Source organism: Vibrio splendidus, assembly GCF_002873455.1.
Taxonomy (GTDB): Bacteria; Pseudomonadota; Gammaproteobacteria; order Enterobacterales; family Vibrionaceae; genus Vibrio; species Vibrio splendidus_J.
Genome location: NZ_MCUN01000054.1, coordinates 248,949 through 269,389 on the forward strand (window position 1 = coordinate 248,949; position 20,441 = coordinate 269,389).

At 43.6% G+C, this 20,441-nt stretch carries 22 protein-coding genes and 1 pseudogene; 8 read left to right on the forward strand and 15 right to left on the reverse strand.

The window, feature by feature from the left end:
- Nucleotides 1-119 precede the first annotated feature (119 nt).
- Entirely contained in the window at nucleotides 120-1,805 is a 1,686-nt protein-coding gene (gene treC / locus BCU75_RS23210; RefSeq protein ID WP_102475218.1) for an alpha,alpha-phosphotrehalase, read from the forward strand.
- 145 nt (nucleotides 1,806-1,950) lie between these two features.
- Here treC and BCU75_RS23215 read toward each other — a convergent pair whose 3' ends face one another.
- From BCU75_RS23215 to BCU75_RS23225, 3 genes and pseudogenes are all read right to left on the reverse strand, one after another.
- Nucleotides 1,951-2,862: a hypothetical protein gene (locus BCU75_RS23215; protein ID WP_102475219.1), complete on the reverse strand. Its 912-nt coding sequence runs from the start codon at nucleotides 2,860-2,862 to the stop codon at nucleotides 1,951-1,953.
- A gap of 102 nt (nucleotides 2,863-2,964) precedes the next feature.
- Nucleotides 2,965-4,525, reverse strand: a pseudogene (locus BCU75_RS23220) (winged helix-turn-helix domain-containing protein).
- An 82-nt stretch (nucleotides 4,526-4,607) separates the two neighbouring features.
- The gene (locus tag BCU75_RS23225) at nucleotides 4,608-5,210 is read right to left on the reverse strand and encodes a YitT family protein (RefSeq protein WP_016784986.1); all 603 of its coding nucleotides are present in this window, start codon (nucleotides 5,208-5,210) and stop codon (nucleotides 4,608-4,610) included.
- Between the two features lie 347 nt (nucleotides 5,211-5,557).
- Here BCU75_RS23225 and glyA point away from each other — a divergent pair, with 347 nt between their 5' ends.
- Nucleotides 5,558-6,808, forward strand: coding sequence for a serine hydroxymethyltransferase (glyA, locus tag BCU75_RS23230; RefSeq protein WP_102475221.1), 1,251 nt, complete (start codon nucleotides 5,558-5,560; stop codon nucleotides 6,806-6,808).
- Between the two features lie 360 nt (nucleotides 6,809-7,168).
- On the opposite strand, the gene BCU75_RS23235 is transcribed toward glyA, so the two are convergent.
- The 6 genes from BCU75_RS23235 to tsaA all read right to left on the reverse strand — a co-directional run bounded on the left by BCU75_RS23235 (nucleotide 7,169) and on the right by tsaA (nucleotide 11,726).
- Nucleotides 7,169-7,495 carry a hypothetical protein gene (locus tag BCU75_RS23235; protein ID WP_102475222.1) on the reverse strand — a complete coding sequence of 109 codons (327 nt, stop codon included), beginning with the start codon at nucleotides 7,493-7,495 and terminating at the stop codon, nucleotides 7,169-7,171.
- A 232-nt stretch (nucleotides 7,496-7,727) separates the two neighbouring features.
- A complete protein-coding gene (locus tag BCU75_RS23240) occupies nucleotides 7,728-7,919 on the reverse strand; it encodes a DUF4250 domain-containing protein (RefSeq protein ID WP_076675600.1) in 192 nt (63 codons plus the stop codon).
- Nucleotide 7,920: 1 nt separating this feature from the next.
- The gene (locus BCU75_RS23245; protein WP_009847436.1) at nucleotides 7,921-8,124 is read right to left on the reverse strand and encodes a YaeP family protein; all 204 of its coding nucleotides are present in this window, start codon (nucleotides 8,122-8,124) and stop codon (nucleotides 7,921-7,923) included.
- Nucleotides 8,125-8,318: 194 nt separating this feature from the next.
- Nucleotides 8,319-9,008 (reverse strand): tellurite resistance TerB family protein, encoded by a 690-nt coding sequence (locus BCU75_RS23250; RefSeq protein WP_102475223.1) that lies wholly within the window; start codon nucleotides 9,006-9,008, stop codon nucleotides 8,319-8,321.
- A gap of 202 nt (nucleotides 9,009-9,210) precedes the next feature.
- Nucleotides 9,211-10,929: a proline--tRNA ligase gene (locus BCU75_RS23255; protein WP_102475224.1), complete on the reverse strand. Its 1,719-nt coding sequence runs from the start codon at nucleotides 10,927-10,929 to the stop codon at nucleotides 9,211-9,213.
- 101 nt (nucleotides 10,930-11,030) lie between these two features.
- Complete coding sequence (gene tsaA, locus BCU75_RS23260) at nucleotides 11,031-11,726, reverse strand: tRNA (N6-threonylcarbamoyladenosine(37)-N6)-methyltransferase TrmO (protein WP_102475225.1); 696 nt, start codon at nucleotides 11,724-11,726, stop codon at nucleotides 11,031-11,033.
- Between the two features lie 124 nt (nucleotides 11,727-11,850).
- Here tsaA and BCU75_RS23265 point away from each other — a divergent pair, with 124 nt between their 5' ends.
- The 3 genes from BCU75_RS23265 (at nucleotide 11,851) to BCU75_RS23275 (ending at nucleotide 14,212) form a co-directional block, all read left to right on the forward strand.
- Nucleotides 11,851-12,111, forward strand: a complete 261-nt coding sequence (locus tag BCU75_RS23265) for a type B 50S ribosomal protein L31 (protein WP_004734366.1) — start codon at nucleotides 11,851-11,853, stop codon at nucleotides 12,109-12,111.
- A 1-nt stretch (nucleotide 12,112) separates the two neighbouring features.
- Nucleotides 12,113-12,238, forward strand: coding sequence for a type B 50S ribosomal protein L36 (gene ykgO, locus BCU75_RS23270; RefSeq protein WP_004734365.1), 126 nt, complete (start codon nucleotides 12,113-12,115; stop codon nucleotides 12,236-12,238).
- Between the two features lie 387 nt (nucleotides 12,239-12,625).
- Nucleotides 12,626-14,212, forward strand: a complete 1,587-nt coding sequence (locus tag BCU75_RS23275; protein WP_102475226.1) for an AbgT family transporter — start codon at nucleotides 12,626-12,628, stop codon at nucleotides 14,210-14,212.
- 104 nt (nucleotides 14,213-14,316) lie between these two features.
- Here BCU75_RS23275 and BCU75_RS23280 read toward each other — a convergent pair whose 3' ends face one another.
- From BCU75_RS23280 to BCU75_RS23290, 3 genes are all read right to left on the reverse strand, one after another.
- On the reverse strand, nucleotides 14,317-15,072 hold the full coding sequence (locus BCU75_RS23280; RefSeq protein ID WP_102475227.1) for a MipA/OmpV family protein: 756 nt from the start codon (nucleotides 15,070-15,072) through the stop codon (nucleotides 14,317-14,319).
- A 118-nt stretch (nucleotides 15,073-15,190) separates the two neighbouring features.
- Nucleotides 15,191-15,634, reverse strand: a complete 444-nt coding sequence (locus BCU75_RS23285; protein WP_102475228.1) for a YaiI/YqxD family protein — start codon at nucleotides 15,632-15,634, stop codon at nucleotides 15,191-15,193.
- An 86-nt stretch (nucleotides 15,635-15,720) separates the two neighbouring features.
- Complete coding sequence (locus BCU75_RS23290) at nucleotides 15,721-16,008, reverse strand: hypothetical protein (RefSeq protein ID WP_102475229.1); 288 nt, start codon at nucleotides 16,006-16,008, stop codon at nucleotides 15,721-15,723.
- 769 nt (nucleotides 16,009-16,777) lie between these two features.
- On the opposite strand from BCU75_RS23290, the gene BCU75_RS23295 reads away from it, so the two are divergent.
- Nucleotides 16,778-17,296, forward strand: coding sequence for a GNAT family N-acetyltransferase (locus BCU75_RS23295; RefSeq protein WP_102475230.1), 519 nt, complete (start codon nucleotides 16,778-16,780; stop codon nucleotides 17,294-17,296).
- Here BCU75_RS23295 and BCU75_RS23300 read toward each other — a convergent pair.
- Both BCU75_RS23300 and BCU75_RS23305 read right to left on the reverse strand, forming a co-directional pair.
- Nucleotides 17,262-17,570 (reverse strand): DUF3301 domain-containing protein, encoded by a 309-nt coding sequence (locus BCU75_RS23300; protein WP_004734358.1) that lies wholly within the window; start codon nucleotides 17,568-17,570, stop codon nucleotides 17,262-17,264. The two genes, BCU75_RS23295 and BCU75_RS23300, sit on opposite strands and share 35 nt — an antisense overlap.
- Nucleotides 17,571-17,669: 99 nt before the next feature.
- Nucleotides 17,670-18,710, reverse strand: coding sequence for a DUF3549 family protein (locus tag BCU75_RS23305; protein ID WP_102475231.1), 1,041 nt, complete (start codon nucleotides 18,708-18,710; stop codon nucleotides 17,670-17,672).
- Between the two features lie 87 nt (nucleotides 18,711-18,797).
- Between BCU75_RS23305 and BCU75_RS23310 the strand changes: the two genes are divergently transcribed.
- Both BCU75_RS23310 and truC read left to right on the forward strand, forming a co-directional pair.
- Nucleotides 18,798-19,112, forward strand: a complete 315-nt coding sequence (locus tag BCU75_RS23310; RefSeq protein WP_017107176.1) for a YqcC family protein — start codon at nucleotides 18,798-18,800, stop codon at nucleotides 19,110-19,112.
- Nucleotides 19,112-19,861, forward strand: a complete 750-nt coding sequence (gene truC, locus BCU75_RS23315) for a tRNA pseudouridine(65) synthase TruC (RefSeq protein WP_102467005.1) — start codon at nucleotides 19,112-19,114, stop codon at nucleotides 19,859-19,861. Before BCU75_RS23310 ends, truC begins: the two co-directional genes overlap by 1 nt.
- Before the next feature lie 125 nt (nucleotides 19,862-19,986).
- On the opposite strand, the gene BCU75_RS23320 is transcribed toward truC, so the two are convergent.
- A complete protein-coding gene (locus tag BCU75_RS23320) occupies nucleotides 19,987-20,370 on the reverse strand; it encodes a DUF3461 family protein (RefSeq protein ID WP_004734354.1) in 384 nt (127 codons plus the stop codon).
- Between the last annotated feature and the right edge of the window lie 71 nt (nucleotides 20,371-20,441).

Genomic DNA, 20,441 nt, shown 5'->3' on the forward strand with positions numbered 1-20,441 from the left:
ACTCAAGTGAGTCATCGCTTTTCTCTTAGTTATAGCTTTTTCTCTTAGTTATAACGGCTATTCGACCATGTAAGCATGGTGATTTTTTATTTATATTTTCTGGTAAGTGAGTGTTAGAGATGGCGATGACTGAACATGATGAAAGCTGGTGGAAAACCGCAACCATCTATCAAATCTACCCAAAGAGCTTTTGTGACAGTGGCTGCAAAGGTACTGGCGATATCAAAGGGATCATTTCGAAACTGGATTACCTAAAACGTTTGAGTGTTGATGCGATTTGGTTAACCCCAGTTTACGCGTCACCTATGATCGACAATGGTTACGATATTTCAGACTATTACACGATTAACCCTCAATTCGGCACTATGGAAGACTTCGACTTATTATTGTCTGAAGCGCACCAACGTGGCATCCGTATCGTGATGGATATTGTGGTCAACCATACTTCAACAGAGCATGCATGGTTTCAGTCTGCATTAGGTGACAAAAACAGCCCATACCGCGATTACTACATCTGGAAAGACCCAGTAAACGGTCAAGCACCAACCAACTGGCAGTCTAAATTCGGTGGTAATGCTTGGGAAATGGATGAGGCGACTGGGCAATACTTCCTACACTTATTCGCCAAAGAACAGGCTGACCTTAACTGGGAGAATCCTGTTGTACGCGAAGAAGTAAAAGACGTCATCAGCTTCTGGGCTGAGAAGGGCGTTGATGGTTTCCGTTTAGATGTAATCAACCTGATTTCAAAGCAGCAAGATTTCCCAAATGATGATATCGGTGATGGTCGTCGTTTCTATACCGATGGCCCACGAGTGCACGAATACCTGAAAGAAATCAGCGAAGCAGTATTCCAGAAATACGGTAGCGTGACGGTTGGTGAGATGTCTTCAACGACACTGGAACATTGTCAGCAATACTCAAATATTGATAACAGCGAACTGTCGATGGTGTTTAACTTCCACCACCTTAAGGTTGATTACACCAATGGTGAGAAGTGGACCAATGCACCATTTGATTTCTTACAGCTCAAGTCGATCTTCAATCACTGGCAAACCGGTTTGAACGGCAAAGGGTGGGGAGCGCTATTTTGGTGTAACCATGACCAACCAAGAGTCGTGAGCCGCTTGGGTAACGATCAACAATATCGCGTTGAGTCGGCCAAGATGCTTGCCGCTTCTGTCCACATGATGCAAGGCACACCGTATATCTATCAAGGTGAAGAGATTGGGATGACTAACCCGGGTTATACCGATATCAGCCAGTATCGTGATGTAGAGAGCACTAACATGTACGACATCATGGTGAACCGTGATGGTGTGGCTCATCAAGATATGATGGCGATCTTGGCGCAGAAATCTCGTGATAACTCTCGTACGCCAATGCAGTGGAATAGTGAAGCTTACGCAGGCTTCTCACAATCACAGCCATGGCTAGATGTTGCGAATAACTACACTGAGATCAACGCTGAGCAAGCGCTCGAAGATAAAGACTCTGTTTTCTATTTCTACAAGAGCTTGATTGAGTTACGTAAACAAGTACCGGTGATTACTCATGGTCGCTATCAAGACCTTCTACCTGAGCATCCATCCATTTTTGCGTATGTTCGTGAGAGTGAAGGGCAAACTCTGTTGTGCATTAATAACTATTATGGCGAAGAAACCGAGTGCGTTTTACCTGAGCGTTTTGAGATGATGAAGGCTAAGAGCCTGTTATCCAATTATCAAGTGAGCGAGAGTTTAGTTACGTCTCATCACCAAGTACTACGACCTTACGAGACTCGTATTATCTTGATTGAAGATTAGCCTCGTTACTATTTCAATAAACCTAATTCTCAGTGCCCCCTAAAGATTTAGGTTTGAACAAAGGCTTTGGAGTGCTCCCAAAGCCTTTTTTATTGTTTGCGGTTAGCCCTCGGTTAAGCTTAGGTTTAGTTAACCTAAGTCAAGGCTAGCTAATCGAGGTCAGTCTTGCTGCTGATTCTTCGATATTAGATTGCTCTACAGAAATCAATTCAATCTGTTCAATCAAGCCGATGCCTGGATTGAACCAGCGCTCTGATGATGTGCCAAATTCTGCTGAATCCATGCCTTCACAGTTGATGTTGTAGGTGTTTTTTTCTGTTAGGTTTGCAGCTTCGATTGATTTATCAGAGATATTGAAACTCTTACGCACGCCTGTTTCTTCAATCTGTTGTTGCCATAAGATTAGGCATGAGGCATCAGTTGGAAGGTTTGATACCCACGAATGGTCTTCAAAGTCATTCAGCAAGTTAGCGATAGCTTCGCCATCTAACGTTACTTGCAATGAAACGGTTGCCTTACTGATATCAATGATTGGGTCACTCTCTTTTACGTCAGCACCCTTTAAACGGAAAATTGGGCTGCTGCGCATAACGGTTGTGATGTATGGGCTACCAATAAAGTAGGCCTCGGTGATCTCGTGCAGACTGCGGTCAGGACCTGCAAAATAAATGCTGCCGTCTTCTTGTGTACCTTCAACGTTTGTTATGATGTCTTTAGAAACATAAAATTCGGTGATGCCGCCGTAATTGATGAGGTCATTGATAACTTGAACGAGCGCTTCATTGCCTCTCTCTTCTTCTAACCCAGCAACAATGAGTGCACCGCTTGAAGATGTGAAGTTCATTGTCTTCACGCCTTCAATCTGATCATCTTTGGTAAATGAGTAGCCCAATGTTGTTTCTGGTTTAGGGGCAAATGCAGAGCTCGCAATCGGGTAATCCACCTGACTGCTTGGACCTTTGTTACCACCGGTTGAACCAGAAGAAGAGCCACCTCCGCCGCCACAACCATAGAGAGCGAAGAGAGAGGTCGCTAGCAGCGTCATTGTTTTTTTCATGTTGAACATTCCTAAAGTTGAAAGCCTTTGATAGGCCTGATGTTTTTAGGAATGCTATTGTCTGAAGAGTAAATAGGGCAAAAAACAAAGTCACATAAGATCTTAATTTATGTTTAAGTCATTTATTTTAAATGGTTTTTTGGTTTGAGATCTGTTGACCAACGGCGGTGCAGTAATTCAGCATTAAGCTTTCCCACTGTTTTATGATCAATGGGTCCTTAACGCTTAGCTTTAAGCTCTTCCAAGGTTGTAGGCAGGTCGATTTGGATTCAGGTTTAGATAGTCGAGCGAATAGATCTTCGGATGGAACCACTCTTAATAACGCAACCAGAGACTCCATGTAGTTCAGGCGGAATTTCTCCATGTTGCCTTGCTTATAAGCAATGTGAGAAACCATCATATAAACCAACGCATTTTCGATCGTAGAGTTTCCTGAGGTATTGGTCAGGAATTCTTTTGCGGTTTGTAGGTCTCTCAGTTTGAAATGAATGATACCAAGCCACAGTTTGAGTTCGTCCGGTAGTAACTTAAATCGAGTTTGAACAAGATTAGTGAAGGCAATGAGCTTCTTCTGATCCGTTTCAAATAGAGCAAGTTGTCGCGCAATCAGAGTTGAAGTCATGGTGTTGAACTTGATGTCATCAAACGTGATTTTTTTTCCACTTAGCCATTCGCTGATTTCGGTGTTGTCGACTGACCATTCTGGAGACAATGGTGCGGGCAGAGCAAAGTAGTTAGCTAACTCGCGGTTGATCTCCATAACGCTGCTGCTGATATTATTAACATCAATAGAGTAAACCCCACCAAACGCCAGCTTCCCTGAGTTTGGGTAAATCAGGCTTATTTTAGCGATAAGACGTTTATCTACTTCTTGATCTTTCAGCTGGATATTAAGCAGGTAATCACTGGTACGCATGTTTTTGGCTCCCGGAAAGAAGGGAGAGCTGTCTATCGGATCAAGGAAGTAGCTTGGCGCATCTTGGTTAGCAAGATCGGTGTAGGCGTATTCAATCTGCTGTTGAAGTAATAATGCTTTTACGACTTTTCGGTATTTTCTGGAATTATCACCAATGGCGTCCAATCGATTCAGCAGAAGTTCGACTTTAGGAATCAATCGTTGGTCTCGTTCGACTTCGGAAGCACGAGTCGAAGATTGCCAAAGCATATAACCCATTACCGCAGTGCTGATCAGCAAAGCCAAAGACACCACAACAAACCAAGGGTTAACTGGATTGGAGCCAACCCCTTTTTTACTGATTGGAGGTTCTATGGCGGCATTATTAGGTGCGGTTTCAGGAGAGCCTGTGGCAAAGCTAATTGAACCGGGGTTAAGGAAGTAGCCCTTATGTGGGTAAGTCACCAGTATTTTGGTTGCGTCGCTATCAGGCAAATATTTTTGAAGTACGGAACGTAAGGTACTGATTCGGTTAGTAAGAACATTTTTTGAAATGAAGTTACTTTGCCATACAGATTCAATGATGTGCTCGGCAGCGAGCGGCTGACCAACGCTGGTAAGAAATAACTCTAAGAGCTCGATAGAACGAGGTTCTAAATCAATGACCTGCTCGTCGCAGCTTAAGACTCGTGTATTGGGGTTGAACTCCAAGCTTTCAATGTAAATAGAGACTTGTTGGTCTTTGGCGCTAGAGAGGTAATCTTGCATAGAAAAGGCGATGGTTTATAAAACCTAAATTCTAGCTGTTTTTGTTATTAAAAACAGCTAGTAATTCACAGGGTGATTGGTATTAAGACGCGTAGTTCACCGAGTAACGAGTAGGCTTGTGATTCATTGCCAATACGATGTTCAATACTGCGGTGCCCAATACTGAAACAGCAATTACCCAAGGCGATACGAAGAAGCAAGACGCAAACAGAATACAGGCATCAATGCCCATTTGAGTTTTACCCACAGAGATGCCGTAGCGGTCTTGGATGAATAAACATAATACGTTGAAGCCACCCAAGCTTGAGCGATGACGGAATAGGATTAACATACCTAAGCCCATTAATAAGCCACCGGCAACAGCACAGTAGATCTCGTTATGAACTTCTAGTGAGATAACGAGGTATAAATGATCGGCAAACACAGAAACTAACGCACCAGCAATTGCACTGCTAATGGCAAAGCTACGGCCAAATCGTTTCCACGCCAATAGATAGAATGGACAGTTGGCCACAAAGTACAAAATACCGAAGGTTACAGGTAAGAATTGACTCAAAAGCAGAGCCAAGCCAGTAGTACCACCGGTAAGCAGGTTCGCTGACTGTAAAAAGAAGACGCCTAACGCCACTAAAAACGTGCCAGTGAGAATCGCTACCCAATCTTCTTTACGTGAGTGTTTTTCCATCGTTTTTATAATTACCTAACCAATAAAGGCGTGCATAGTAGAGAAAAACCTTAGCTTTCGGTAGCTTGAGGGGTAAAATTAAGGTAAACCTATGTAATCTGCGTTTTACAGGGTGTAAAGCGTAAAATTGACAGTAAGCGTCATCTTTGGTTGGATAAGCTTAATAACCATGATGAATCTTATATGTGATTATGAAAAAACTGCATGATAAAATTGCAATTAGCTCTTTATGACCTAGATCAAATTATGTAGAATGCGTCACATCAAAACGGTGACGGAAACGTTTGCTTTCGGTCGTTGTGTGGTTTTTTTGAAACTTTCAGTACAATCTGAGTCAGGAGATACAGATGCTTAAGCGTGACATGAACATTGCTGATTACGATGCGGACCTATTCGCAGCTATCCAAGAAGAAACTCTTCGTCAGGAAGAGCACATCGAACTTATCGCTTCAGAAAACTACACAAGCCCACGTGTAATGGAAGCTCAAGGTTCTCAACTTACAAACAAATACGCTGAAGGCTACCCTGGTAAGCGTTACTACGGTGGTTGTGAGTTCGTAGATAAAGTTGAAACTCTAGCAATCGAACGTGCATGTGAACTGTTTGGCGCTCAATACGCGAACGTACAACCTCACTCAGGTTCTCAAGCAAACAACGCTGTATACATGGCACTACTGAATGCTGGCGATACTGTTCTAGGTATGAGCCTAGCGCACGGTGGTCACCTAACTCACGGTTCTCCAGTAAACTTCTCTGGTAAGCTTTACAACATCATCCCTTACGGTATCGATGAAGCAGGTCAAATCGATTACGAAGAGATGGAAGCGCTAGCTATCGAGCACAAACCTAAGATGATCATCGGTGGTTTCTCAGCTTACTCTCAAGTTTGTGATTGGGCGCGCATGCGTGAAATCGCTGACAAAGTAGGTGCTTACTTCTTCGTCGATATGGCTCACGTTGCTGGCCTAATCGCTGCAGGTGTTTACCCGAACCCAGTTCCACACGCTCACGTTGTTACAACAACAACGCACAAAACGCTTGCTGGTCCTCGTGGTGGTCTTATAGTTTCTAACGAAGGCGAAGATCTATACAAGAAGCTGAACTCAGCAGTATTCCCAGGCGGCCAAGGTGGTCCTCTAATGCACGTTATCGCTGGTAAAGCAGTAGCGTTCAAAGAAGCTCTAGAGCCAGAGTTCAAAGAATACCAAGCACGCGTAGTTGCTAACGCAAAAGCAATGGTTGCTGAATTCCTAGCTCGCGGTTACAACATCGTTTCCGGTTCTACAGAGAACCACCTGTTCCTAGTTGACCTAATCGACAAAGACATCACAGGTAAAGAAGCCGACGCAGCACTAGGTTCAGCTAACATTACAGTTAACAAGAACTCAGTACCAAACGACCCACGTAGCCCGTTCGTTACCTCAGGTATCCGTATCGGTTCTCCTTCTATTACTCGTCGTGGTTTCTCAGAAGCAGACGCGAAAGAGCTAGCAGGTTGGATGTGTGACATCCTAGATAACATGGGCGATGAGTCTGTTATCGAAGCAACGAAAGCAAAAGTTTTAGAAATCTGTAAGCGTCTACCAGTTTACGCTTAATTTTTCTGGATCAATTAGCTTAATTTCTGTGTCAAAGGTGCTCATTTACATTCGTAAACTCCGCGCCTTTTCCTTGAACTAAAGCTATTTGATTGAAAAATACGATTTGAAAGGCTCCTGTTGGGAGCCTTTTTGTTTTTGAGGTACTACGCTGTCGAGTATGCTCACTTACATCCGTAAGCTCCGCGTGCTCTCCTAGAATTTCAAACGGCTACTTTGAAAAATGATCTAAAAGGTCCCTTTGGGGCCTTTTTTGTATTTGTAGGTATGAGCGTTGGGTTATCTGAGAATACCGAAAGGCGGGTACTAAAAAGGGTTGATGTTTGCACATCAACCCTTTGCTGTTTGTTGGTATCGATTTTACTTTTTGATGCTCAGTAAAGTACCTGACTTACATCTAAACGAGTAGTAGCTGCGGCTTTCGTTGAATTTTCCTAAGCCTTCGCCATCGCAGTAGTCGATGTTGATATCTCGCATTACTTCTAGTGTGTCTTCGCTGTTCAAAGCGAATTTAGAACCATCAGAACAGACGATACGAATTCTCTCATCATGGCTTACTGAGTAGATATCGACTTCGGTATTACACAGCTCAAAAGAGGCTTCACGAAAGTTGTCTTGCTGAGTATTTGAAGCGCAACCGGCGGTGAATGTGGCTGCAATAACGGCTAAAAGTCCAAGTCTTTTCATTGTTAATCCTTCGCTATCATCAAGTTGAATGATGAGATTTATATGCTATTTGAGGTAGCCTATACAACAATACGCTTCGGTTCAAGGAGCGTTAGTTGACTCTAAGATATAAAAGTATAGGTGTAGACAGATAATTTATAACTGGCTTAATGCATGTTTATTTATTACGTATCAGCAATAAAAAAGACCAAAGCAGAGTTTGGTCTTTTAATAGGAAGCTTGTTTTCAACTATTATCGAAATTGTTTGGCTTCTGGAAGATACTCAAAACCAGCAGACGCAAGTTTTGCGACCAATGCTGCTTTGTCGATTTCGTAGAAGTTGACTACTCGATCCAAATCACCGCCGAAGTCGTCACGGAGCTTCATGTTGACGATGCTCATCAACATCACAGAGTCCATCTTTTCAAAGTTAGCGAGGTTCATATTAGTCCTCGAAATCTGAGATCAATAGGTTAGCTGCGGCAAATGCAGCGCGATCACGTGCTTCTTTAGGAAGAGATTCATCCGCAGCAAGGTCGTTCAATGTTTTTACAGCGCAGGTGATCGCTTTAGGGATATAGCCTTGGTCGCCACTGCCAATTTGAGAATACAGTTCACGCACCAAATCACAACAATCGTATACTTTCATTTTTATACCTAACCAAATGATAACTGATCTCAATATACACATAGAGATAAGCAAAAACAAAGTTGATCTGATTAAGTTCAGAGTTAGTTTGTTCTTGCTCAATATCTCATTCTGTTAATGCTCAATATATCACTTTGTTAACTTGCTACTTTGCTACTTAGCGTGATATTTACTGATTAGCCTAATATTACCGTTTAACCAGATATCTGCTGTTCAAGTTGATAAGTAACTTCATCAGCAAGGTTGAGTTGCTTAGCTAGCTCTTTGAGGTAGGCCTTCTCCATAAAGTTCTGCTCGTCAGCCACAATCAAAGAGGCTAAGTAGATCTCACTCGCTTGTTGAGGTGAAGTAGCGAGCTGAGCAATTTCACTTGGATCGAGTGGTTTGTGCAGCTCTTCAGAGACCAATTTAGTCAGTTGATAGTCCGCGCCCATATTTTCGACCGCTTGCTCGATCTTGGCCATTTCCTCCTCATCGACATGACCATCGGCTTTGGACGCAGCAATCATCGATCTTAGAATCAGCACACTATGGTTTGAGTTGTTCTCATCAAATTGAGCTTGTTCGGCATTCGGTGTTTGGCCTTGTTTAGATTGGTAGTCGTTGTAGACCTTGTAAGCGAGAGCGCCAAGAGCTGCTGCGCCACCAATACCTGCGGCTTTCTTACCCATTTTCTTAGTCTTCTTCGAGCCCATTAACGCACCTAAGAGTCCGCCGCCAACTGCGCCTGCACCGAAGGCTCCGAGTGTACTTTTACTGCTACTCTTGCCATTGCTGCCTTTAGAAAGGCCACTTAAACTTGAAGACCCTTGTGAAAGTTTCTGAGTGCCTTGTTTAACGAGATCTGATTTAAGTGCTTGGTTCAGTAAGCTTTTGATATCCATCGATACCTCCAATGGTGAGCATGTCCAAAAAGTTGATGGCACCAATATACGGATTTAAAGATGAACAGGGGATTAACTTACGTTATTTACTCTACTGATAAATAGAAGGGAGTTTGAAGAGAAATGACAGGCACAAAAAAGGCCACCTAACGGCAGCCTTTCAATATCTAACTAAATATTTATTAGCTAGCAAGCAATAGGATTACTTAGCTAGTTGAGCCTTAAGGTGCTCGATAACCGTGTCCATAGCGATAGCTTCTTTATCACCAGTACGACGGTTTTTGTATTCGAAGTTACCTTCGTCCATGCTGCGATCACCGATAACGATAGTGTGAGGGATACCCACTAGCTCGATATCTTTAAACATAACACCTGGGCGCTCTTTACGGTCATCAAATAGTACTTCGATTCCCATAGCCTTTAATTCAGCGTATAGCTTCTCAGCTGCTTCTTTAACGCGCTCAGATTTGTGCATGTTCATTGGTACGATAGCAACTTGGAATGGTGCTAGTGCGTCTGGCCAAGTGATACCGAACTTATCGTGGTTTTGTTCGATAGCTGATGCAACAACACGTGAAACACCGATACCGTAACAACCCATTTCTAGGATTACGCTCTTACCATCAGGACCAAGCACGTTACAGTTCATTGCTTTAGAGTAAGTATTACCTAGCTGGAAAATGTGACCAACTTCGATACCACGCTTAAGCTGGATAGTACCTTGACCACATGGGCTTAGGTCGCCTTCAACAACGTTACGTAGGTCTTCAACTTGAGTAAGCTCAACGTCACGACCCCAGTTAATACCGAAGTAGTGTTTACCGTCGACGTTTGCGCCAGCGCCGAAGTCACTCATTACAGCAACAGAGCGGTCAACGATAAATGGTAGCTCTAGGCCAACAGGGCCAAGTGAACCAGGACCAGCACCAACAAGTGCACGGATTTCTTCTTCAGAAGCCATCTCTAGCGGAGAAGCAACTTGTGGAAGATTTTCAGCTTTCACTTCGTTAAGCTCGTGATCACCACGGATAATAAGCGCGATGATGTCTGCATCTACTTCATCAGAAGCTTTAACGAATAGAGTCTTAACTGTCTTCTCGATTGCTAGACCGTGTTGCTCTACAAGTTCTGCGATTGTTTTTGCGTTTGGCGTATCAACCAGTTCCATCTCTTGAGTAGGCGCTGCAACTTCTTCAGTAGGAGCTAGTGCTTCTGCTTTCTCGATGTTCGCTGCGTAATCAGATTCAGTAGAGAATGCGATCAGATCTTCGCCGCTTTCAGCAAGAACGTGGAATTCTTGAGAGCCGCTGCCACCGATTGCGCCAGAGTCTGCCAATACTGGACGGTACTCAAGGCCCATGCGATCGAATGCTTTACAGTAAGCATCGTGCATCGCTTGGTAAGACTTTTCTAAGCCTTCTTTATCGATGTCAAAGCTATACGCATCCATCATAGAGAATTCACGAGCACGCATTACACCAAAACGAGGGCGGCGTTCATCACGGAATTTAGTCTGGATTTGGTACAGGTTTAGAGGTAGCTGTTTGTAAGAGCTGATCTCGTTACGTACTAGGCTCGTCACTACTTCTTCAGCTGTTGGGCTAAGAACGAATGGACGAGAGTGACGGTCTGTGAAACGAAGTAGCTCAGGGCCCATCTTTTCAGAACGGCCAGTCTCTTCCCAAAGCTCAAACGGTTGAACTACGGGCATCAAGATTTCAACGGCACCTGCATTATCGATCTCTTGGCGAACGATATTTTCGACTTTACGCAGTACACGTAGACCAGTAGGTAGCCAAGTATATAAACCTGAAGCTAGCTTACGGATCATACCTGCACGTAGCATCAGCTGGTGGCTGATAACTTCTGCGTCGTTTGGAGTCTCTTTCAGAGTAGAAAGAAGGTAGTTACTGGTACGCATTCTATGGTATCCGTTTCATCATTGATAAAAGAAAATTTGCTGCAGTGAGTGACGACAGCAAATCTGATATAGCCGCATATAATATCAGCCTATTTGGGATCTCAAAAGCGTTCAATGTCGGTAACATTGATGAAAAGCGTTTCAACAACGAATTTCACGTTGAGATCGAACAAATTTACCGCATATTCTTTACTGTCTGGTTTGCCTTTCTTATAGGCGGGGCGTGGATCTTGGCCTAGCACTTCTTTGATCACCTGAATGATATGGCGCGCCTGCGGGTGACCAGACAACTTACTTTGGGCTTGCTGCGAGAAGTTCACATCTAACACTTCAGGTTCATCGGCGGCAAAACCTCCTAGTGCATCGGGAATCGAATCCGAGTAGGGGATATAAGGTTTGATGTCGATGATCGGTGTGCCGTCAACGAGATCAACACTGCCTAAGTCCAACCAAGTTTGTCCCTTTTCTTGAAATACACCTTTGAGTTCAACCGCAGACATGCCTATTCCATTCGGCCTAAAGGTGGCACGTGATGCGAAGACACCAATGCGTTCATTACCACCAAGTCGAGGTGGCCTCACGGTTGGTTTCCAGCCTGCTTCAAGGTTCTTATCGAACAAAAACAACAACCACACATGGCTAAATTGCTCAATATCTCGAACAGACTCAAGGCAGTTTGCTGCGTCAACCAACCTGACTCGTGAGGTGGATGTTGGCACCAATCTAGGCTGCCTGGGTACTGCGAACTTCTCTTTATAGGGAGACTCTATAAAGCCAATAGGTTCAATGGAGTACATGAGTGGACGTTCTCTAATTACAATCTATGGCAGAAAAATATCATAAAATCGCTTGTTTTTCTTTTGATAATAATTATCATTTGATATGTTATAACATATCAATTTTAATATTTAGGGAAACACAATGAAACCGAATATCCACCCTGACTACCGCACAGTGGTGTTTCACGACACCAGTGTTGATGAGTATTTCTTGATTGGCTCAACCTTAAAAACAGAACGTACTATCGAATGGGAAGATGGCAATACTTACCCTTATTTCACGATTGAAGTGTCTGCAAAGTCGCACCCTTTCTATACGGGTAAACAGCGAGTGCTACATAAAGAGGGACGTGTTGCTAACTTTACTCGTCGCTTTGGTCAATTAGGTAAGGGAGCGAAATAGAATGAAAGTTGTGAAATCACTTAAAAGTGCGAAAAGTCGTCATCCTGATTGCCAGATAGTAAAGCGCAGAGGTCGTCATTATGTTATCTGCAAAACCAATCCGAGATTCAAAGCGGTTCAGAAATAGTCAGTCAAATTGATGTGACACGAGTGTAAAAACGAGGGGAAAGTCAAACTTCATTCATTTGTCTGTTTTTCTTTTCCTTCGAGAGGAACCTTGCAAAATATCGCGCGTTAAATTAGCGTATGCTGTGTTTTATTTTCAAATGAATCAATGAGTTATATCGCCAGTTATTTTTGTAGTGAATGTGTTTTTGTGAATTATAAATCTAGTTTTTGTATTTAATATAGATTTATTTGCTAATTAATTGTTCAAATAGAGTTAAAAGTATTCATTTGTTACACACTTTGTAACATTTCGAATTTCTAATTGATAATTTTGTCGCGTACTCTGCGCTGGCAATTTGAACATTTTTGTCACAATTGCACAGGAATCACTACAAGGAGGGAACTGATGAGTTCATCAGCTTCAATAAAAAACAACTCGCCAAAGAAACCTATTTTTACCCGCTTTCTCGATGGCGTTGAATATTTGGGGAACCTTTTACCCCACCCGATCACTCTTTTCGCAATCTTCTGTGTCGCAATTCTAGTCTCTTCAGGAATTGCTGGTTATTTCGAAGTGTCTGTAATGGATCCTCGCCCAGAAGGTGCTAGCGGTCGTGCTGCTGATGGCATGATCCACGTTGTAAGCTTACTTAATGCTGAAGGCTTACAACTAATCGTAACGAATCTAGTTTCGAACTTTGTTGGCTTTGCGCCACTTGGTACTGTGCTTGTTGCAATGCTAGGTGTTACGATTGCTGAACACTCAGGTCTATTATCTGCGGCAATGCGCGGCATGGTAATGGGCGCATCTCAGCGCATGGTTACTGTAACCGTGGTATTTGCCGGTATTATCTCTAACACGGCATCTGAGCTGGGTTACGTAGTTCTTATCCCTCTTGCAGCAATGCTTTTCCACTCATTGGGTCGTCACCCATTAGCAGGTCTAGCGGCAGCATTTGCTGGTGTCTCTGGTGGTTACTCTGCAAATCTACTTATCGGTACGGTTGATCCACTGCTTTCTGGTATTACAGAAACAGCGGCACAAATGCTTGATCCTTCTTACTCTGTTGGCCCTGAATCAAACTGGTACTTCATGTTTGTTTCGACCTTCTTTATTTCGATTGCCGGTGCATTGGTAACAGAGAAGATTGTTGAACCTAAATTGGGTAAATACAACGACGAAGACGCGTCTGAAGATCTTTCAAATGACTCAATGGGTAAGCTTACTGCTATTGAGAAGAAAGCCCTTAAGCTAGCGGGTGTTGCTGTATTAATCGTGAGTGCGCTTTTAGCTTGGACTGTGGTTCCTGCTGACGGTGTTCTGCGTTCAGAGGCAGGTACGATTTCAGGTTCTCCATTCCTGAAAAGTATCGTCGCGTTTATCTTTGTATTCTTTGCTATTCCTGGCTTTGTTTACGGCAAAGTTACGGGTTCAATGAAGAATGACCGTGATGTGATCAATGCAATGGCAACGTCTATGTCTTCAATGGGCATGTACATCGTTCTTGTATTCTTTGCTGCACAGTTTGTTGCTTTCTTTAAGTGGACGAACTTTGGTCAAGTGGTCGCTGTAGGTGGCGCAACATTTCTTCAGGATATCGGCCTAACGGGTCCAATGTTGTTCTTCGCATTCATCCTAATGTGTGGCTTCATTAACCTGATGATCGGTTCAGCTTCTGCACAGTGGGCAGTAACAGCGCCAATCTTTGTTCCAATGTTGATGCTAGTAGGTTACGCACCTGAAACGATTCAAGCGGCTTACCGTATCGGTGATTCAACAACGAACATCATTACACCAATGATGAGCTACTTCGGCCTTATCCTTGCTGTAGCAACTCGCTACATGAAGAACCTTGGTATTGGTACACTGATCGCGACCATGTTGCCTTATTCCATGGTATTCATGTTCGGTTGGAGCATCTTGTTCTACCTATGGGTCTTCGTATTCGGTCTGCCAGTAGGTCCAGGCGCGGCAACTTTCTACACGCCTTAGTTAACAGTAATGGGCGGACATTTCGATTCGCTTATCAACTGAATAAAAGACGAGATACGAAAGAGCCTGCATTGATGCAGGCTCTTTTTAGTTGAGTCGTAAACTTACAATCCCGCAAACCGATAGGTGACGCCTAGTTCGAATGACCAGCCTAAATCTCGCTGTATTAATGCGCTGTCGCTGTCGTGATGAATTAGGTCTGCTCGAGCGATACCAATCCAAGTTGGCGTGAACTCATAAAGCCCGATTAATCCCGCTTGATAAACAAAGGTCGACCCCGCATCAAACGAACTTAACCCTGAGGCAGAAGATTCGGTGTTAGAAATACCATAAAGGTGATTGGACAGTTTCTTGTCTCGATAATCGACTTCTAGGTAGGGCGTAATGGTGAATGGCTGTGTCCAGGTTTCTAACGTTCTGCCTAAGTGAAGCTGAACTTCGTAGCCATCATGTTCTGAAGTCACATCGTGTAAGTAGGTGAGGCGTGCGCCTACCGTTCCTAAGGTTATCCCCAGTTCTCCATTACCATCTCTGTTTTGAATGCCGTTAGGTAGGTCTACAAAAGTGTCTGACACTTCAGCAAAGCGCCAATTTCCAGATAATCCGACGTAAGGCAGCAATTGCCAATTGGCTAAGCTACCATCGATAAAGCCTTTTGGACCTGAATAGAATAGGTTGGGTGTCGCACCAAATTGAGGGGCACTTTTAGTCGAGAAAACACTTTCACCATAGGTGATGCTGCCTCCGATGATTCCGTACTCTTGTTCAGCAAAGAGCTCATCGGCAAAGTCTTCATCAGCAAAAGAAAGTTGGGTGCTGCCAAAAACAATGGATAGCGAGAGGGCGATTCGACGAATCATAAGCAATACTCCGTTATTATAATAAATATCAAGAACGGAGTATGTCGATTAAAATTTCATCGGGGTTATAGCGACTAAATGACGACTTCTAAAGTTGTCGTCATTAGAAAGGCTACGGTTAGCGTTTAGCTAGCAGGCGATCGAGGTGGTTTGCGAACTCACGACGGTCGGTTTGAGAAAGGGTGCTTGGTCCGCCAGTTTGAATACCACTTGAACGCATAGTATCCATAAAGTCACGAATGTTGAGACGCGCTTTAATGGTCTCTTTGGTGTAAAGCTCGCCGCGAGAGCTTAAAGCAAGCGCACCTTTGGTGATCACTTCGTCAGCCAGAGGAATGTCAGAGGTAATCACCAGATCGCCGGGTTCAGTGCGTTTTACGATTTCATCATCTGCAATATCAAATCCGCTTGGGACTTGAATTGAGTGAATGTTATTACGCTTGGGAACGGGAACTAAATGGTTCGCGACAAAGGTACATTCGACCCTTGTGCGTTCAGCTGCGCGTACGATTGTTTCTCGGATAACCTTGGGACAAGCGTCCGCATCAACCCATATCTTCATAGTGTTCTATTTCTCTGTTAGCTTATTTATCGGTCAACTCATTGCTCAGTTGCCTTATTGACCAGTTAACTTATTGTTCCGTTAATTTATTGATCAGTTAACTTGGTTTCTAGCGTGGCAACGCGAGCGGTAAGTTCAAGGATTTGCTTTTCCAGTTGGCTAACACGATCAAGTGCCGGCTCTTCTTGTGTCGCGACTTCCACTTTAGGTACACGATTCGCACTTTTCCAGCTCTTGATGGTTGTGATCAAAGCTGGCATCGGCACAGATGTGCTCATGCGAGCTTTAACTAAAGCAACAGTCGGCTCTTTCCCTTGTGCTTGCAGTCCTTCAAGCACTGATTTCAACTCTTCAGACACATCTTTTGTCAGCATGTTGACCTCCATTTTTAGTATTTGGTCATTTTACTCGCTCCAGTGAATGATAGCGAATCATAAAACAGCCCATCGCGTGTGAGAGATCTCTTACAAAGGCTGTGAGATAACACAAATAGTTCTCTAGAGAGATTGATATGCATATGGCTAAGTTTTTGAATTTTAATTGTTTTATATAATTAACAACTTTATTGAATTCAAAATGTGATGCAAATCTATTGTCCGAAATCTTAAATCGCGTAAATTAAACCTTGTCGGAAGGATTCTGACACGGAACAGGAAAGCACCAAGGATTTGGTTATCTTCAGGATGAAGATTTGGTTACTTAGGATTGAGTAGTCAAGCATGGAGCGTAAGGACATTGTAGGGATACAGTCAGTTAACAGGAAGTTAGCTGCAACGGAATGACAATGGACACCTTTAGGATTTAAAGGGTTGGATTAGCATCAGGACGATGTAAAGGACACCGCTCACGGAACAAGTGATGTGCGCTAACTAGGATTGTTAGCTTTTAGGATGATTGGACACCGCTAGGACGGCGAAGTAAAGGAAAGAGCTGAAGGATTACAGCCACTATTATGGATGATGCATGGAGCATTAATTAGTAGCCGGACTGCTGCGAGTAAGACCCTAGCCCTGACACTTCGGTGTCGGGGCTTTTCTTTTCCTAAGGCTTTTTCTCTATCTAGGGGCTCTCTTTAATTCAGGAGCTTTTATCTAAGAGCGCGACATCTGCTTTTCTGCTAATGGTCAACACAAGGAGTGTTTTATGACGATAGCAACCTCAAGAACGCTGTTGGTACCTTATACCGAACAGTTACAACTCGACTTTATCAAGTTAAATTGCTGCCCCATTAATCGTGCTGAAATGAACGGGCCTCACTCTTTTGCCTCTGCGAAGCATCTTTTTCAAGAAATACTACAAGATAACGTAGGCTTCTGCCGCGCGATCATCCACAACCAAACCCGTGAATATCTTGGGCATGTCTTTGTTTCATCGGAAAAGGGTAAGCATGAACTTGGCTTTATTTTGGATAAAAAATACTGGAATCAAGGCTTTGCTAGTGAGGTACTAAAACCTTTCTTTAGTTTGGTGCGCTTTGAAGAGCGTTTAACGAATGTTGTTGCGACTGTGAATGTCGGCCACAACCCATCCATTAAACTATTGGAAAAATTAGGCTTTGCATTTAAAGAGACCAGACAAGATCAGTTTGGCCCTTATCATGAATATCGTTATACCGAGTTTTGCGACGTTACATTCTATGAGGCTGTAGCTCAAACCGCATAGAGCGGAAACCCACCATGGTCAGTTTTCCTTGGTACAGGTCATCACCCAATGCTGAAAACTCAAATTGGTACACAGTATGCCAGCGCCAAATGGTGGTTAGCTCATGGCGCATCTTAAATTTATGACCACTGAAGGCAACGCTTAATAGCTGCAAGTCGAGCTCTTTACATTTTCTAGCAATGGCAGTTTTCGCAAGCTCTGATTGCCTGCGCTGCTGCCAAAAGAAAAAGCAAAAGAAGCACAGCATCAAAATAGCCAATAAGTTATCTATCATTTAATCCATACTTCCTTTTTATCTCTATTCCAATTGGTAATTACAGCGTATTTCAACGAGCTATAGAGCAAGCCCGTTCCTGAGTTAGTCGTCAGTTCGTTATTGAGACTTAGCCGCTTGTTGTAACTCAATCAATGCGTTTGCGAGCTCAGGTGATGGGTTCGAATTCAACAAGGGTAAAAATACCATTCTTAGTGTCGGAATCATCACTAAATCTGCAAATAACTGATTGAACAGGTTTTGATTGCCCGTTTGTGCGAGACGCAGTAAGAATTGCTCAGCAATAGCAGGGTCTTGTAGTGCGTGCCAACTGCGACCTGCTAAACCAATCAACACTTCTTGGTGGCTCAAGCGTGGACTAGCGAGAACTTGGTTAATGATGTTATTCGCGATCCCTTGTTCTGCACCGGACAGGGCACGAACCAGTGCTGAGAGTAAGAACAGATCCGGTTCTTGACTGTGAATCTCATTGTCAGCCATCTCTTGTAAGCGTTGCGCGAGTTTGTCATTGATTTGTGTGTGCTCAAGCGCCCCGAGTGTCGCGTATAGCGGTTCTGATGGCAGCTTATTGATGGCTTTACGAATTGCAACACCGTTTTGTTGGCTGCCTAGGCGAGCACACATATCAGTGATGCCTTGTAGCCCAACCGTTTTCCAGTTATCCCAACCTAGCTCACCCGTGAAGTAGTGTTGAGCGTGTTCGTAGTATTGGCTCGTCGCAAGGTCTAAACCTGATCTTACTTGACTATGGAAGACCGCCATTTTGTCTTCAGAAGGCTTGAAGGTATAAGGGTTGTTTGACAGCTTTTGTTGTTGCTCTTCGCTGATTTCGCCGTTCAAGCGTGTGCCCATTGCTTCAATAACAAACTTGAGGAAATTACCCACATCTCCTTGATGCAGTAAGCCTCTCTCATCGAGTTTGAATTTTAGAAACCAGATCCACGGTTGCTTGTGTTCGTTCCAGTAGCTAATCGCTAAGTGAGCTTGTTTCTGAAGTGGAAATGGGTACGGCTGTTTCCCCTGCTCAACATCAGAGAATAGGGTGTTGTCGATCTTCTGGATACGGCGACCTAGGTCGTAAATATCGTATTGGCAACCGCTATTCTTTAATAACTGAGTGAGCGTGTGAATCGTTTCCATAGTAATAAAGCTCCTAACTTTCTTTCCTAAATAGATGGTACTCTATGCCCCAATTTCAAGGTCACTAGATAAATAACTTGGTGAAAAATGACAGCTGCCACAAAGTTACCTCTTTTACTTCAACAATTAGAACAACAAATGCGCCAATGTTCCCTATGGAGCGATGTTTCGCCTTCGGATGAAGCTCTGGCGAGCGTAGAGCCTTTTGCGATTGATTCGCTACAACCGGAAGAGTGGTTGCAGTGGATCTTTATCGTTAAGATCAATGCAATGATGGATGCACAAATGAGCCTACCTAAAGGCTTTGCTATTCATCCTTATTTTGGTGAAGTGTGGAAAAATGAGGCAGAGAAAGCGGAATTGCTAGTGACGATTCTGAGCATTGATGAGGTATGCGCGTAATGTTAGAGATCATTTATCAAGATGAGTATTTTGTCGCTGTGAATAAGCCTGCGGGTATGCTAGTGCATCGCTCATGGTTGGATAAACACGAGACTCAGTTTGTGATGCAGACTCTGCGTGACCAAATTGGTCAGCACGTCTTTCCTCTGCATCGTTTAGACCGACCGACATCTGGTGTGTTGGTGTTCGCACTGTCGAGTGAGGTTGCCTCTGAGGTGATGCCGATGTTCGCCAACCATGAGATGCAAAAGACTTATCATGCGATTGTGCGTGGGTGGATAGAAGAGGGCGATACGCTCGATTATGCGCTTAAGGTTGAACTGGATAAGATCGCCGATAAGTTCGCGAAAGAAGACAAAGAACCACAAGAAGCCGTCACCGTTTACGAGCCGTTAGCGAAAGTCGAAGTGCCGTATTCAACAGGCCGTTTTCCTACCAGTCGTTACTGCTTAGTCGAGATGATGCCAAAGACAGGACGTAAACATCAGCTGCGTCGTCACATGGCTCATCTAAGACATCCAATCGTTGGTGATACTTCACATGGTGATGGTAAGCACAACCGACTGTTCCGCGATGATTTAGATTCGCACCGTTTGTTGTTGCACGCTTCTGAGTTGCGTTTCATTCATCCTTTTACAAAGAAAGAACTAGTAATGAAGGCCAGCCTAGATGAAACGTGGCTAAGGTTGTTTGAAACCTTTGAGTGGGATACCAGCTTGGTGAATGCTGAAGCACGGTCGTCTAAGTAAAGACCAGGCGTCTAGTAAACATAGAAAATAGAATAAAAATAAAGGGCTGATAGTGATATCAGCCCTTTTTGTGTCTATGCAATCTTAGCGGTAAAACTAATGTTAGTTAGTCGCTCACCGCGGGATCATTTCAGCTTTTCTAGATCGGCTTCGATCTCTGCGATCTTACTTGATACAACCTTCTCTAAGTGGCGTAAGTCGGTAAGGATCTTCTGCTTCACATCGACCTCAGCGGTTGGCGTAGGTTTGGTGATCTTGTTGAGTTCATCAATCACAAGAGTGAGGTTGCGGTTAATCTCTGTCACTTCTTTGTATTGATTATTGCCGCCGCTAACAAGCACACTTTTTACTTGTCGTGGGTACTTAAACTTAACGCTTTTCGCGAACAGTTCACCTTTCTGCTTACGAAAGTAAATCTTCAGGATATCTTTATGAGCTTCTTGGCGAAGGGAGTAACGTTCAATCTGTTTAGGTTCGTGGATACCTAAGCCAGTGAGGTTTGGATACATAAGCGACCTCTAGGTTATGAATGTAATACTTTTATGTAATTGACTTGATCAATGTAGCAGCCTAACGACGA

Coding starts and splice junctions, on each gene's coding strand:
- BCU75_RS23280 (WP_102475227.1), bottom strand. CDS start 15,072: ATGATTCGTCGAATCGCCCTCTCGCTATCCATTGTTTTTGGCAGCACC.
- BCU75_RS23265 (WP_004734366.1), top strand. CDS start 11,851: ATGAAACCGAATATCCACCCTGACTACCGCACAGTGGTGTTTCACGAC.
- BCU75_RS23235 (WP_102475222.1), bottom strand. CDS start 7,495: ATGAAAAGACTTGGACTTTTAGCCGTTATTGCAGCCACATTCACCGCC.
- BCU75_RS23240 (WP_076675600.1), bottom strand. CDS start 7,919: ATGAACCTCGCTAACTTTGAAAAGATGGACTCTGTGATGTTGATGAGC.
- BCU75_RS23320 (WP_004734354.1), bottom strand. CDS start 20,370: ATGTATCCAAACCTCACTGGCTTAGGTATCCACGAACCTAAACAGATT.
- BCU75_RS23285 (WP_102475228.1), bottom strand. CDS start 15,634: ATGAAGATATGGGTTGATGCGGACGCTTGTCCCAAGGTTATCCGAGAA.
- BCU75_RS23295 (WP_102475230.1), top strand. CDS start 16,778: ATGACGATAGCAACCTCAAGAACGCTGTTGGTACCTTATACCGAACAG.
- BCU75_RS23305 (WP_102475231.1), bottom strand. CDS start 18,710: ATGGAAACGATTCACACGCTCACTCAGTTATTAAAGAATAGCGGTTGC.
- BCU75_RS23275 (WP_102475226.1), top strand. CDS start 12,626: ATGAGTTCATCAGCTTCAATAAAAAACAACTCGCCAAAGAAACCTATT.
- BCU75_RS23300 (WP_004734358.1), bottom strand. CDS start 17,570: ATGATAGATAACTTATTGGCTATTTTGATGCTGTGCTTCTTTTGCTTT.
- truC (WP_102467005.1), top strand. CDS start 19,112: ATGTTAGAGATCATTTATCAAGATGAGTATTTTGTCGCTGTGAATAAG.
- BCU75_RS23290 (WP_102475229.1), bottom strand. CDS start 16,008: ATGCTGACAAAAGATGTGTCTGAAGAGTTGAAATCAGTGCTTGAAGGA.
- BCU75_RS23245 (WP_009847436.1), bottom strand. CDS start 8,124: ATGAAAGTATACGATTGTTGTGATTTGGTGCGTGAACTGTATTCTCAA.
- tsaA (WP_102475225.1), bottom strand. CDS start 11,726: ATGTACTCCATTGAACCTATTGGCTTTATAGAGTCTCCCTATAAAGAG.
- BCU75_RS23225 (WP_016784986.1), bottom strand. CDS start 5,210: ATGGAAAAACACTCACGTAAAGAAGATTGGGTAGCGATTCTCACTGGC.
- glyA (WP_102475221.1), top strand. CDS start 5,558: ATGCTTAAGCGTGACATGAACATTGCTGATTACGATGCGGACCTATTC.
- BCU75_RS23250 (WP_102475223.1), bottom strand. CDS start 9,008: ATGGATATCAAAAGCTTACTGAACCAAGCACTTAAATCAGATCTCGTT.
- BCU75_RS23310 (WP_017107176.1), top strand. CDS start 18,798: ATGACAGCTGCCACAAAGTTACCTCTTTTACTTCAACAATTAGAACAA.
- treC (WP_102475218.1), top strand. CDS start 120: ATGGCGATGACTGAACATGATGAAAGCTGGTGGAAAACCGCAACCATC.
- ykgO (WP_004734365.1), top strand. CDS start 12,113: ATGAAAGTTGTGAAATCACTTAAAAGTGCGAAAAGTCGTCATCCTGAT.
- BCU75_RS23215 (WP_102475219.1), bottom strand. CDS start 2,862: ATGAAAAAAACAATGACGCTGCTAGCGACCTCTCTCTTCGCTCTCTAT.
- BCU75_RS23255 (WP_102475224.1), bottom strand. CDS start 10,929: ATGCGTACCAGTAACTACCTTCTTTCTACTCTGAAAGAGACTCCAAAC.